Raw genomic sequence first — 13,570 nt, 5'->3', positions numbered from 1 at the left:
TCTTCAGATAATAATTAATAAGAGAATTGAATGATGGGCTTAAAAACCGAGAGATGTCAGATTTTCAAATCTGTTCGCAAAGCGAATCAAAATGTCATAACGCGAAATTCTATTTATCAATGTGTTTTACAAAGTTTGGGCCTGGCGTTTGTGCTTCCCGCTTTTACCGTGGTTGCTGCGGAAGAACCCGGCCCTCAGCGTGATGCTGGCAGCCAGTACTCAATGGTGTTGGAAGAGGTGGTGGTTACGGCTCGGCGTAAGTTTGAAAGCCTTCAGGATGTACCGCAAACCGTCAATGCTGTCAGTGCGGATACTTTTCAGGATCTGAATATTCTCAACTTTGAGGATATGGAAAGTGTTGTTCCGGGCATCAGTCTTGAAAGTGGGTCGAATGGCTATACGACGTCGGCCAGTATGCGCGGTGTAAACTTTACGGTGGAATCGAATGTCTCGCCCACTGTGGAGTTCTATCTGAATGATGCACCGGTTGAATCAAATCATATTTTCACCCAGGTGTTTGATGTCAGTCAGGTGGAAGTTCTCAGGGGTCCGCAGGGTACCCTGCGAGGCCGCTCTGCTCCGTCTGGCGCCATCACCGTCACAACCCGGGATGTAAATCTGAATGAGTTTGAAGGCTATCTTAACGGCACGGCCACTGATCAAGGGGCTTCGAATTATCAGGGTGCAATCAATATTCCTCTGATAGAAGGTAAAGCGGGACTTCGATTGGCGGCTGTTCTTGACGAAAACGAAGTCAATCAGGTGAACAGCTTGTTTAATGATGCCGATCCAGACTCAGACATTAAAGGCTTTCGGGCAACCCTGGGGTTTGAGCCGCTTGAAAATCTCGATGGTAAACTGATGTTTCAGCGCATCTCAAAAGACCTGCTGTCATTCACGCAATTCTCCGGTTTCAATGATGCAACAAGGTTGCCTCACCATGACTTTGGTGTGATTCAGGCCAAGGATCGGCAGGGCTTGGCGGCCACTCCTTCCAAGATTAAAAATGTCAATGAAGCGACGACTTTGAATCTCAATTGGCTGGTCGGTGGTCATGTGCTGTCATATGTGGGTTCTCTCAGTGATTATAAGACTGACTCGAATGCGCCCAGTGATGAGATTAATTATATCTATTCATCAGCTGGTGGCTCTTTTCCGTTTCTGGGCAGTCAGGCAATACAGCAGGATGAGTGGTTTCAACAATTGGATATTTCCCGCAAGCAGGACAGTCATGAGCTCCGCATAAGCCTTGAAGAGCCTTATAAAGATTTTATTGATTATACCTTCGGTGTGTTTTATCAAAGCCAGGACGTTGTGGTCGACCTGGATTCCAATACCATATTGAGTGCTGACTTTAGTTCGTTTTTGGCATTTGCTAACCCGAATCCAGACACAGGCGCGTATATTTGGACAAATTCAATCCACCGTCCAAATGGTGCGGAAGAGATTTCGGCATTTGCCAATCTGACTCTGTATCCAGCCGTGGATACCGAGGTGTCTGCAGGGATCCGGCAGATTCACAGCCGCAGTTGGAGCAGAACCGAGGCGGCGGGATTATTGCTGAATGATCTGGAGCAGGACAGTGATGAACTGATCTGGAACCTTTCGCTATCCCATCGCTTTAATGATGCCTTTATGTCTTACCTCAATGTGGGCACGGCTTTCCGCCCAGCGCCAATGGATACGCTGGGGATTAATCCCCTGCCCAACCCGGATACGAATATGGAAAAGCTGGTGGGTGCCAGGGAAAATGAAACCTCAATTTCCTATGAGGCCGGTTTAAAACTTGATTTTATGGGTGGGCGCGGTCGTATTAATGCGGCGTATTATTACCAGAGTTTCGAAAATTATTTGTATTATTCACCGTCGACGCAATATTTTGGAACCAATGGGGTTGAGGCTTTTCGTTTTACCTCCAATGCCGATGCTGTTGTTCAGGGAATTGACCTTGATGCCAGCTTCCAGATTTTACCGAATTGGGTGGTGTCGGGTGTGTTCAGCTGGAGTAACAGCGAGTTAAAAGATCCCGTGCCTTGTAACGATGGCAATCTTGATGGGCAACCCGATTTTCTGCCGGCGAGCCTGAATGCCAGTTACCAGGTCGCTGTGTGTGATACGGGAGCCTCTGCCAGCAGTACACCGGACTGGACTGCGACAATCAGGACTGAATATGTCACCGGGTTTAATGACACCATGGAGGGCTATATCCGCGGGATGTATTCCTATTACCCTGAAAATGACAACAAGCATTTGCGCACACAAATCGACAATTATGGTCTGCTTAACCTGTTTGTCGGGGTGCGTGATATTGAAGGGCGTTGGGACATTCAACTGTTCGCAAAAAATGCACTGGATGAACAAACCGTCACCACGTTGGAAGACCTGCAGTACGGGGCAGGGGGAACCTTGGCCAATTATCTGGGGGATTCGGGCTATTACAGCACTCAGGTAAACGCCCAGCGTGAGATCGGAGTGAATGTTCGTTACAACTTTGGAGTCAATTGATTGTTGTGCATGTTTATGTACGGTGTTTAGCCAGCTGCAAAGCTGGCTTTTTTATACTTTCTACTGCTGTCTCCTGGAGGATGAACTTTATTGTTTGCCCTTTGCTGTACGACTTGGTGAAAATTGATTACTCAGCCGTGTTCTTTAGAGCCGATGATTGCATCAGAGCAGCCATTTCATTGTCTGTTCGGCGCGATTGCTGTTGTAATCCTTCGGCGATATTTTTCTGATCCTGAAAAGATTTATTTTGGCTGGCCTTAAGATTGCCCTCTAACCGGTCGATGGGGATTTCGATACCGACAATGGCACGCATCAACTGCTCAATGTAGTTTTCGGGAGCATCACTGACTTGCCAGGGCGTCGGCTGGTCTGCTTCATTGGCGTTGGTTAGTCGGTTGAGCATGTCTCGCATCCAGGTGCGATCGTCAATGACCCTGGCGACACCGTGGGCGTGAGCCACCGCATAATTCCAGGTAGGAACAACTTTGCCATGTTCCTGTTTACCGGAGTACCAGCGCGGGGAGATATAGGCTTGCGGTCCCTGAAAACTGACAATCGAGCTGGTGTCGGTCAGTTCCTGCCAGACCGAATTGGTTCGGGCAACGTGCCCCATCAGTGTGCCGAAGGGGCCCTTGTGTGGGTCGAGGTAAAAGGGTATGTGATTGGCAATGAGTCCGTCATTGCCACAGCAAACCCAGGTGCCAAGGGGGTTAGACTTGATCAACTCGAAGACAGCGTCGCGTTCTTTGAGCTGGAAATAAGTTGGGACGTACATATTAAATTCTCACAAACTGCGGATAACATTATGGATCAATAAGGCCGCCAGGAGCCACATGGTGAGGCCGATCACGGTATCGAGAATGGGCCATACACGCGGGTTAGACAGCCAGGGGGCCAAGCGACGGGCACCAAACCCCAATAGCCCAAACCACAATGCACTGGCCGTACTTGCGCCAATGACAAAAAAACCGCGCATTGGCATGGCGTGTTGGGCGCCGATGCTGCCCAATAACAGTATCGAGTCCAGGTACACATGGGGGTTGAGCAGGGTAAAGACGGCAGCCTGAGCGACCACCGCGCCCCGGCTGAGACGCTCTTCACCCTCAGTCGCCTGCAGCTGGTTCATCGCGCGAGCGCGCTGTAGAGCACGCCAACCGTAAAAGGCCAGGAAGGTGGCGCCCGCCAGCGCCAGTGTCCGGGTTAAGATCGGGTTTTCCCCCAGGAGCTGGGCTACGCCCATGACACCCACAGCGATCAGCACCGCATCGGCAAGGGCACAAAATACCACGACGCTTCCCACATGCTCACGGCGCAGCCCCTGGCGCAGGACAAATGCGTTCTGAGCTCCAATGGTAACGATAAGGCCAAAGCTGAGCATGAGTCCCTGGGCAAAAACGGAAAACAACATAAAAAATCTCGGACACTGGAATGATGCGCGCAGATTGCCAGCCCGATGTGAAATAGGCAAACTATAGAATCTTAATCAACATTAGGACATCTAATATTTATTGATTTGTAAAGGTAGGAATACTTAGGCAATAAGGTTAAATAAGTCACTGTTATTTATAGGTTTTTAATTTTATTTCTGGCAAGCCCTGGTATCTATAGAATCGCACAAGCAAGAGTTTTCAATGGTATTTATAATGGTATTTTCAACTTAGTTTGTATCGTATTCAATATGACTTTACTTAGCGGTTACAAGTCTTGGTGTCTGATTTTTTGACTGGAGAAAATTTAAAAAGGGCTGAGTATTTGTCTGCAGAATTAGACAGTTCTAATTGAGTTTATCCGATACAGATTGATTTAAATGGACGTAGTGAGAATGTACTGGCTTTAGACATTCTCAAATTTATTATCAGCCTGAATTATCAATGGGGGATGAAATCATGTTGACAGATACCAAGCTTAGACATTTAAAACCAAAAGAAAAACTCTACAAGGTCAAGGATAGAGATGGTCTGTATGTGGCTGTCACTCCAAAAGGCACGATATCATTCAGATATAACTATTCCATCAATGGGCGTCAAGAGACGTTAACCATTGGACGATATGGCAATGGTGGAATCTCTTTGGCTGAAGCCAGAGATCATCTGGGTGAAGCCAAAAGGAAGATTGCTGAGGGGATGTCACCCGCCAGAGAAAAACACCGTAACAAGACTAGAAAGAATGATATAAGTACATTTAGTGAATGGGCTGAAGCATGGTTGGCTAAACATATAATGGCTGAGTCAACTCGTAAACATAGAATTATTATGTATGAAAGCAAGCTAAAATCATCGATCGGTAAGTTACAGTTGTCTGAGATCATGCATGAAGACTTTCGCGCATTATTTAATAGGATCGTTAACAGTGGCGTCCCCGCGTCAGCACTTGTAACTCGTGATATTGTTAACCTGGTTTACAAGTGGGCTATTGAATGTGGTCAAAACATAACTAATCCGGTTGCAAATCTAAGACCCTCAAGTATTGTTCGTTTAGTGCCTCGAGACCGAGTGTTGGTACCTAAAGAAATAGCGTTAATGTATCGATACCTGGATCGAGTTAATACATCGTCTCAATATAGAGCTGCTTTAAAATTGTTACTTCTGACCATGGTCAGAAAATCTGAGTTAATCCAAGCTACTTGGTCTGAAATCGACCTTAAGAAAGCAAGATGGATCATACCGAAAGAGCGGATGAAGTTGAGGCGAGATCACGTTGTATATCTTTCCCGCCAAGCATTGGAACTTTTTGAAACTTTGTATTCATGGTCGATGGATTCTGAATATATATTCCCCTCTCGTAATAGTTCAGGCAAATCAATGGCATCTAGTACATTAAACATACTATTAAAACGAGTCTACGATCAGGCTCAAATAGATGGAAAATCTATTGAAAAATTTTGCCCTCACGACCTGCGCCGTACTGCAAGTACGCATTTACACGAAGCAGGGTACAACACCGATTGGATAGAGAAAAGTCTTGCTCATGAACAACGAGGTGTTCGAGCGGTATATAATAAAGCCGAGTATCGTGAGCAAAGAACTGCCATGTTGCAGGACTGGGCAGATATGATTGATGAATGGACCATAGGGCGCGATCAGAATTCCTTACCAGGACGATAGGCCTTATCGGTTGATGCTTTTCTGGCTTCAATCCACTCTTCCACTTCGTTTAAGTCCCAGGCGACATTTCGGCTGGTGAGTACAATGCGTTTTGGAAAGTCTCCACGTTTTTCCATGTTGTAAATCGATCGATCCGATAAAGGAACTATCTTCAAAAGAGCTTTGCGATTAATGAGGGTTGTGCGGGGTCGAACTGTGTGTGCCGTTTCCATTGGTGCTCTCCATATTTTCTGGTTAGAAGGCCCTGAAGTAAGAGCGTGTAATCAACAGTAGCACCGAGCAAAAGCTTTTAACAAAAAAGAATGTTTAGCAAATGGATAAATGGGTTTGGTATCCGACGTCAATTAGTTTGACCGGTTCGCGTCAATTATCCTGACCGGTTGATTTTGTTTAATTGACGTTAATTCTCGATGTGCTCCCTCCTTTTCATGGATACCTTCTTGCGATAACTCTCACCTTTCACCTCAAGGATGGTAGCGTGATGCACCAACCGATCGATGGCGGCGACTGTCATCATGTTGTCGTCAAAGATTTGATCCCAGGCACTGAAGGGCTGATTCGAGGTGATAATTAAACTGCCGGTCTCATACCGATGGGCGATCAGCTCGAACAACACCTGAGTCTCTTGACTGCTCTTTTTTACATAGCCAATGTCGTCCACGATCAGTACGGCATACTTATCCAAGCGGGTAAGTGCCTCTGCCAAGGAGAGACCTTCTCGGGCCTGCTGTAGACTTTGCACGATAGCGGTGGCACTGGTGAATTTTACCCGTATCGCCTGATCGATCAGGGCGTAACCAAGGCCGCAGGCCAAGTGGGTTTTACCAACACCACTGGCACCGAACAACAGGAGGTTTTCTGCCTGCTTGACCCATTGACGTTGCTGGGTCAGCGCCGTGATCTGGTTTTTGTTGATGTTGCTGACCGCGGTAAAGTCAAACTGGCTCAGGTGTTTTCCCGGTGGTAACTGCGCCTCACGGGTGAAGCGGTGCAGGCGCTTCTGATAACGTTCGGCGGCCTCTTGCTCACACAAGGCCGCTAGATAAGTCTGGGAGAGCCACTGCTCATCCAGCGCCTTCTGCGCCAAGTCTTCCCAGTGCTTAGAAAAGCTGGCCAGTTTCAACTCCTTCAGCAACACCGGCAGGGATGCAATATTAGCCATGATGCACCTCCTGTGAGCGATTAAGCAGCTGGTCGTAATCACCCAAAGCGTGTTGCTTCGTCACGATCAGCGGCACGACGGTGGCGTCACCGCTGAAGTGCTTACGGCATTGCAGCTCGCTGGGGAGCTCCCCGCGGTCGATGTGTTTGAGCACATAACGCCCCAAAGCAGACTCGCACTGCTCAGTGGCTGCCAGATGTAGCAGTCGGACAATGTAACGACAGGCTTTATGCGGTGGCAAGGTCTCATCGATATGCCTCCAGATCCGATGGTAATCCGGGCCGGGGAGAAGATCATCACGCAACTGCGAGTGACGGAACGCCTGAGGTTTCTTGACGAGCGAGTCGATGACGTGACGATAATCAACCTGTCGTGCACGCTGAGTTTTAGAGGCATAGGCCCTGGGCAAGACCAGCACTTTCTCGTGACCGTGAAACAGTTCCAGGCGCTCATCATAAAGCTGAACATAGAGCCGCTCGCTGATAAAGCGTGAGGGTACGGTGTAAGTCACGCGCCGGAGGTCGAAGGTGCTGCTGCGGCTGATCAGCACCCGGTGCTCGGCATAGTCCTGTGTACGGCGTTTGGGTAGCGGTTGTAGATACGGGCGTTCCTGCTCAAAGCGAGAGCGGTTCTGCCGGTTAATCTTGCTCACCACTCCATCAATAAAGCCTTGATAATCCTCCAGGGACGCAAAATCGTAGCTGCCTCGCAGCAGCAGTGCTTGTCTGATACGGCGCTTTAAATGGCCGTGTGGAGATTCGATGGCTCCGTTTTCATGGCTTTGCCCCGGATTGTTGCGGGTGGGTTTAAGGTGGTAATGCCGGCAGAGATCTTGGTAGCGCTCCGTGAGCTGTTCTTTCTCTGCCAAGTTGTTGAAGGCAGCACTCAGGCTGTCCGTACGGTGTTCAAGCGGCACCCCGCCGCTGCGCCACAGGGCATTCTGGAGTCCGGTGGAGAGCGCGGTAAAGCTCTCGCCCCCACAAATCACTTTGACGTAACACCAGCCGCTGAACGTCAGACGATAATGGTACAGAAGGTGACAGAAGACCTGCCCCAACAGCGTGATGGTGATGCCCTTCAGTTGGGTAAAATCCGAGAGACCTAAGCGCCCAGGCTCTTTGGTTTGGCGGAACATAACCTCTTTGGCCGGGCCATGCTTGGCCTTCCAGCTTTTGATTCGACGCTGCAAAGTGCGCAGGATACTGTTGTCATACTGTCCGGGGTAATTGTCGCAAAGGTACTCAAAGAGCGTCATTGGCAGGAGTTCAGGGTTGTCCTCAAGCATGGGCACCAGTTCACAGTCCCAGACATCGGCCAAAGGGTCTTTGCGGGTACGCCAATGACGCTTAGGCGCGGGCTCGGTGGTGAGTTGTCCAGTCTCAATACGACGTGCGGTACGCTCTGAGATGCTGGCTTTGGCGGCTGCGGCGATCTGTGTCCGGCCTTGTTTTCGTTCAGTCATATATAACCTGATTTGTTGATCTGTAATGCGCTTACCGGACACTGATTTCTCCTTGTAGAATCAGTGCCGGACCTTATCAGATCAACCGGCCAAGATGGTTGTCGCCGACCGGTCAGGTTAATTGTCGTCTAATAGTTTGGTAAGAATTTATCGGACTAGTACCGAGGGGGTGAGAATGAACTCCCTGTTACAGCATGCGTTTAACACACCACACTGTTCTCGCAGTGTCCACTAGATCAAGACATCCAAGCTTCGGTTGTGCCTGTATGTTATGCAAAGACTGGTTACAACCAACTGAATATGAATGGTTCTAAATCTCGACGCTAGACACTGCCTAAAATGCTGTGCCTGTCGACGTGGTTCCAGTGTCACCAGGTGGTTCCACTGGAACCACCTGGTGCGAGAGTAGAGTTGGGTGCCGCGAGGCGAAGCCTTTCGGGTGTTGCCCTCGTCACTGGCAAGCGAAGCGGGGTAGTGACGAGGGCGGCGGAGCCCGTAACAACAACGGTTTTCGGCTGAATAAATGCATTCCGTATTAAACCCTGTTCACTCAATCAACCCATTGGGGAGTTCTAAGGCTCACTGGGGCAGAACTCCCTAACGGGGTCATTCCTGTAGGGAGTTCTGTTATGAAGAAAACCAAAAGCCGTTCGTTAGAAGCCGTGTTTGGTCCATTGGTGTCAAGTTACAGCCGAGCCGAGGCCATCGCTGACGGGGTTTTAATCGACGTCACGACCATGGCCCGGGAAGCCGGATTGCAATGGCCGGTGGCACTGACGCATTCGGTGTGGCGAGACTGCGTGTCTTGGGACGAACAGCGTAACCGCAGCCAGGTATGTCAGGATGAAGACGGTCGATTGTGGGACGTGTTGTTCATGGCGGTTTTTGTGATCCGTCGTGCAGCCGTTCCCAAAGATCGTATGACCTTTACGCTGTATCGGGTGCCCAGTGACGGAAGTACACTGGAGCCTCAGGAAGTGACGTTAAAGTTGATCGTGGGCCCTGGTGATGACGGGGAACCGGTGGTCACGATTTTAATGCCTCATGAAGATTAAAGTTGCTGATACTTCGGCGCCTTGCCCACACATGAACCCATCCGGGTTTGCAAGGCGAGTTATTTTGACGGTAAACAGTGGATTGCTGCCATATATCCGGACTGTTATTGAGAAATAAGTTTCTCTTGCCCTGATAGAATCTGCACACTTTGGTCTTTATCACTTGGACGGCCTCATTGGTCCCGGGCCAAGGAAAGATTAACAAAGTGTCGGTTTGACCCATCTTGCCATCAAATGAGCTATGCTTTCGCAATCGGATGTTATTGCCTTGGTTAAAATTAGTGGGATAGGGATAGCTCAAGCTTTCCTTGGTCCATTTTTTTACTGCATGGCAGTATTATATTCACTCTCTGGGGTAAGTAGTGGCCAAACTTTTTGAGCAAGCAGAATGCACTATTTTTTTAGATCGCGCGCTAATGGATATGCCCATTACCCAGATCCCGGTAGGCTTGGGGTAATTTTTGAAACAACCACTCCTGAATATCCTCATCAATGATTATTATCAGCAAAGTTGGACGACCAAAGTCCAAACTATTTTGCGTAAAACCTAGAGGAATTACCAACGCTGGTGGAAGTTTCTGAAATGCTTGCAATCCATCCCAAAAAACTCTGTCGATATCTGGAAGGGAGGGTATTGGTTATATGGATCTTAAAAATCAGCTGCGTAGGGATATAGCCATACGATGCTTGGTTCAGTCCAGCGATTCCATCGAGAAGATCTCATCTCATACCGGTTTTTCAGAAGCGAGCACTTTTATTCGAGAATTTAAAAAGTGGACAGGTGTGACGCCACACACTTACCGGAAATGTGCACGAAAGTAGCTGGAATAAATAATAAACTAATAAAATCCCTTTGCTTACAAGTTGTTCAATATATTTAATGAAATGATTTATTATTGAAAATACTCAGCAAAGAAGTTTCCTGGGTCCGCCTATAAAAGTTGTAATCCGAGAGCCCGAGGTCAGGGTGGTGCATACAAAAGTTGTCTCCAAACATGCTGTCAATTCATTCATTAATCTGAGCCGAATCTGACCCCACTTGCTCTTGTGCGTGGAATGGCGTCCAGTTTCTGAAATGTTGATATCAAGTGCTTAAAAATTCAGCTCGACTGTCGACACGGTAAGTGTGGTAGGTAAGCTGTCGTAAACTTTTTGCAGGATTTTAAGCATCCAACTCAAGCGTCGCAGAGGCTTCCAGGTTTATGATGAGAATCCCCATGTCCTAAAATGTAAAAGCTATCAGGGAGTTAAGCCATCTCCAGAATAGTTTGGTTCTCATCTCCGGTAAGTCTCGCCCCTCGCAAGTTCATACTCGCAAAGCAATAGAGCTAAGAACACCATCAATGTAGGTCTGAAGTCTTGAATTAAGTGATGCTTCTAAGAGGCTGGACACCTCAGGAAATTTGCCACCATTAGGGTCAATTATTGGTTTGGAAGCCGATAAGAAGGCCTGATATTAGAATTATAGATGAGCATTAAATTTATTAGACCTTTATTTTATTTACACACATTTTGTAAATGTGTCACTATAAAGTATCTGTTCAAGTGCTGTTCGCGCTTCAATCCACTGCTATTTCGCTCTTTTTGATAAGCGGCTGGTAGTAGCATAGAAGGGCAGGGAGTTCAGGCGTAGACCTAAAAAATGATCATTTTCAGTGGGTTAGAAGTCATGCCTCGAGTGGAAGGTCTAGCTGCAGAGAGCGGAACAGATATGGAAAAGACATTTCGTTGTGTCAAATAATAATTAAATGCTTATCACTCTCCTTAATATAAAAAAGCAAAGAGGAAAGAGAAAATGTCTATACAAAAAAGAGCTGCTTCATTTGGTCTCTGTATTCTTAGCAGTAGTATTGCGGCTATTTCTTCGCAGTCATACGCGGCAGAGGGCAGCAGAGAAACGTTGGTCCTGGAAGAAATTATTGTCAACGCCCGCCGAGTAGAAGAAAGTACTCAATCAGTTCCCGTTACAGTTGCTGTACTTGACAATGATGCCCTGCGTGAAGCAAATATCACTTCAACAACCGATTTACAACAGGCCGTAACAGGTGTCTTCCTGGCTGGCAGTGGCGGACCTCAGAACCCACTGTATGTTATTCGTGGTCAATCGAAAGGATTGATTGGTACCACCTCGCCGGCGGTGGTCAGTTATTTTGCCGAAGTGCCTCAACCCGCCTGGGGCAGTGCAGTGCCGCAAGTTGATATGTCCAATATTCAGGTTCTCAAAGGTCCACAAGGTACCCTGTTTGGTCGTAATACCACTGGCGGTGCTATTTTGTACTCACCTAACGCTCCAAGTTACGAATTGGGCGGATATGGTGGCGTCACCCTGGGACGTTATAATGCACGTCGAATTCAGGGCGCACTGAATATACCTTTGTTGGAAGATAAGCTGGCTATGCGAATCGCAGCAGACAAAAATTTACGTGATGGCTACACCAAAAATATTGGTGTGGGAGATGACCTGGATGCAGTGGATACCGAGGCCTTCCGTTTCTCGCTGTTGGCAGAATTCGGTAATCTAACCAACACCTTTATTTACGACTACTCCAAAAGTGATAACGACGGGTTCGGAGTTCACCCGGTAGCAACATATGAACCATCCGCTTTGAACCAGCTGGGTATCGCTGACCAAGTTAAAAATGACGTGATGCGATTAAAAGATCTTGGACCAAGATATAACGACTCAGCCTTTGACCAGCACGAAAAGAACGAACGCAAAGTCATTGTTAACCGTACCGAGTATACGTTTAACGACAATCTTACCTTGATGAACCTGTTTGGCTATCAAACTACCGACTTGGACTACGCACCAAATATTGATGGTTTGGGTACCTACACAAGTCCAGTGGTTGAGGCGGGATTATCTAGTGCATTTGGTCCGGCTTTTGTGGATTCACAGACATCGATTGTTAAAGCTCGACTCATTGATCGGACCAAACAATTAAGTAATGAATTGCAGTTACGAGGGATCTCGTTTGATGACAAACTTAACTGGATTGTCGGTGCTTTTTATCTGAAGTCAGAGCCGGATGGTGTGGGTCAAATCAACGCCACCACTGTCGCACAGACCCAGTATCATACCCTGATTCCTGGTTTTGAGACAGGCTATACCAATGGTGGTGCGCAGCACTTTTTTCTAACCGAAGAATCTAAAGCTGTCTTTGTGCATGGTGAGTTCGCGCTGACGGATACTTTGTCAATGGAAGCCGGAATTCGTTACACTGAAGATGATTTCAATCTCTGTTTGGGCTCTGATGCAGTCCCTGCCTGGCTGGGCTCCGACCCCACCTTTTTTAATGAATCCGCCTGTAAAAATAACGATACCAGCGTTATCGTAAATTCGGCGGAAGTTAATCAAAAATCCAATGCCACCACTTGGTCTGTAGGGTTGAATTGGCATGTAACCGACAATATTTTCACTTACGGGGTGATTCGTCATGGTTACCGGGCCGGTGGCGCTAATGGACCTATTTTCAGTGGTGAACTTGCACAGCACCAAACCTTTGAGCCGGAAGAAGTTGATGATATCGAGTTAGGTCTGAAGGCCGACTGGAATATTGCTGGTATTCCAGTACGAACCAACATTTCGTATTTTTATGGCGAGTACACAAATGCTCAGGGTGACTTGGCAGGTGGCGTGACTACCAGTAGAGCGTGTACTTCACCAACGGGTACAGCAGTAGCAGGCCTCGATCCCGACGGTGACTGTAATGCATTGAATGACCCCACTGGTGGAGCCATCGTTCTGAACGTAGGTGATACCAGTGTCGATGGTGTTGATTTGGAATTCATGGCTCTGGTAACAGAGAACCTGAGTATCCGCCTCAATGCGACTATCCAAGATGCCGATATTGATAAGGTTTATGCTCAATCGAATGCATTTATCGAAGACAAAATTCCCAGTGCTATTCCGTTCTTAAATTTCTGTAATACTGTGCTCCAGGCAAACATTAAGTACTCCATACCTCTTGGTGATATTGCCTCGGAACTGGTATTGAATGCCAATTACTACGATACATCAGAGGCCCAAAAAGCCGGCTCAAAATTACCTGGCTACTCCCTGACAAACCTCCGGGCTGACCTCTATGGTATTAGGGGTACTGGTGTTGATCTGGCGCTGTTCGTTAACAATGTGACCGACGAGGAGTATGCACTCTCCAGTTCGATCAGTAGTCAACCTCTGGGATTGGATGCTTTCATCTATGGACCCCCGCGTATTTGGGGGCTGGAAGCTCGTTACAGCTTCTGATGATGAGTTAATATCTTGAATTTTAAGCCGCCC

General features: G+C 47.7%; 10 protein-coding genes. 5 read left to right on the top strand and 5 right to left on the bottom strand.

Going from position 1 to position 13,570, the window contains the following annotated elements:
- The first annotated feature begins 150 nt into the window (after positions 1-150).
- The gene (locus tag G8770_RS14385) at positions 151-2,505 is read left to right on the top strand and encodes a TonB-dependent receptor domain-containing protein (RefSeq protein ID WP_167188070.1); all 2,355 of its coding nucleotides are present in this window, start codon (positions 151-153) and stop codon (positions 2,503-2,505) included.
- A 127-nt stretch (positions 2,506-2,632) separates the two neighbouring features.
- On the opposite strand, the gene G8770_RS14380 is transcribed toward G8770_RS14385, so the two are convergent.
- Positions 2,633-3,280, bottom strand: a complete 648-nt coding sequence (locus tag G8770_RS14380) for an FMN-binding negative transcriptional regulator (RefSeq protein ID WP_167188067.1) — start codon at positions 3,278-3,280, stop codon at positions 2,633-2,635.
- 9 nt (positions 3,281-3,289) lie between these two features.
- On the bottom strand, positions 3,290-3,913 hold the full coding sequence (locus G8770_RS14375; RefSeq protein WP_167188065.1) for a LysE/ArgO family amino acid transporter: 624 nt from the start codon (positions 3,911-3,913) through the stop codon (positions 3,290-3,292).
- A 478-nt stretch (positions 3,914-4,391) separates the two neighbouring features.
- Here G8770_RS14375 and G8770_RS14370 point away from each other — a divergent pair, with 478 nt between their 5' ends.
- On the top strand, positions 4,392-5,609 hold the full coding sequence (locus G8770_RS14370; RefSeq protein ID WP_167188062.1) for a tyrosine-type recombinase/integrase: 1,218 nt from the start codon (positions 4,392-4,394) through the stop codon (positions 5,607-5,609).
- Here G8770_RS14370 and G8770_RS14365 read toward each other — a convergent pair.
- The 3 genes from G8770_RS14365 to istA form a co-directional block, all read right to left on the bottom strand.
- Positions 5,585-5,821, bottom strand: coding sequence for a helix-turn-helix transcriptional regulator (locus G8770_RS14365; RefSeq protein WP_167188060.1), 237 nt, complete (start codon positions 5,819-5,821; stop codon positions 5,585-5,587). The two genes, G8770_RS14370 and G8770_RS14365, sit on opposite strands and share 25 nt — an antisense overlap.
- 188 nt (positions 5,822-6,009) lie before the next feature.
- Positions 6,010-6,771, bottom strand: a complete 762-nt coding sequence (gene istB / locus G8770_RS14360; RefSeq protein ID WP_167188057.1) for an IS21-like element helper ATPase IstB — start codon at positions 6,769-6,771, stop codon at positions 6,010-6,012.
- Positions 6,764-8,275: an IS21 family transposase gene (istA, locus tag G8770_RS14355; protein ID WP_167188054.1), complete on the bottom strand. Its 1,512-nt coding sequence runs from the start codon at positions 8,273-8,275 to the stop codon at positions 6,764-6,766. Before istA ends, istB begins: the two co-directional genes overlap by 8 nt.
- A 587-nt stretch (positions 8,276-8,862) precedes the next feature.
- Between istA and G8770_RS14350 the strand changes: the two genes are divergently transcribed.
- From G8770_RS14350 to G8770_RS14340, 3 genes are all read left to right on the top strand, one after another.
- Positions 8,863-9,288, top strand: coding sequence for a DUF6573 family protein (locus G8770_RS14350; RefSeq protein WP_167188052.1), 426 nt, complete (start codon positions 8,863-8,865; stop codon positions 9,286-9,288).
- A 609-nt stretch (positions 9,289-9,897) separates the two neighbouring features.
- Positions 9,898-10,110 (top strand): helix-turn-helix domain-containing protein, encoded by a 213-nt coding sequence (locus tag G8770_RS24675; RefSeq protein ID WP_425050521.1) that lies wholly within the window; start codon positions 9,898-9,900, stop codon positions 10,108-10,110.
- A gap of 973 nt (positions 10,111-11,083) precedes the next feature.
- A complete protein-coding gene (locus G8770_RS14340) occupies positions 11,084-13,537 on the top strand; it encodes a TonB-dependent receptor (protein WP_167188047.1) in 2,454 nt (817 codons plus the stop codon).
- The last annotated feature ends 33 nt before the right edge of the window (positions 13,538-13,570 follow it).

It is taken from the genome of Pseudomaricurvus hydrocarbonicus, from assembly GCF_011602365.1.
In the GTDB taxonomy this organism is placed as follows: Bacteria; Pseudomonadota; Gammaproteobacteria; order Pseudomonadales; family Cellvibrionaceae; genus Pseudomaricurvus; species Pseudomaricurvus hydrocarbonicus.
The sequence above is the reverse complement of the archived record's forward strand: the minus strand, read 5'-3'. Positions and strand labels throughout refer to the sequence as shown.

Coding starts and splice junctions, on each gene's coding strand:
- G8770_RS14380 (WP_167188067.1), bottom strand. CDS start 3,280: ATGTACGTCCCAACTTATTTCCAGCTCAAAGAACGCGACGCTGTCTTC.
- G8770_RS14375 (WP_167188065.1), bottom strand. CDS start 3,913: ATGTTGTTTTCCGTTTTTGCCCAGGGACTCATGCTCAGCTTTGGCCTT.
- G8770_RS14370 (WP_167188062.1), top strand. CDS start 4,392: ATGTTGACAGATACCAAGCTTAGACATTTAAAACCAAAAGAAAAACTC.
- G8770_RS14365 (WP_167188060.1), bottom strand. CDS start 5,821: ATGGAAACGGCACACACAGTTCGACCCCGCACAACCCTCATTAATCGC.
- istB (WP_167188057.1), bottom strand. CDS start 6,771: ATGGCTAATATTGCATCCCTGCCGGTGTTGCTGAAGGAGTTGAAACTG.
- G8770_RS14350 (WP_167188052.1), top strand. CDS start 8,863: ATGAAGAAAACCAAAAGCCGTTCGTTAGAAGCCGTGTTTGGTCCATTG.
- G8770_RS14340 (WP_167188047.1), top strand. CDS start 11,084: ATGTCTATACAAAAAAGAGCTGCTTCATTTGGTCTCTGTATTCTTAGC.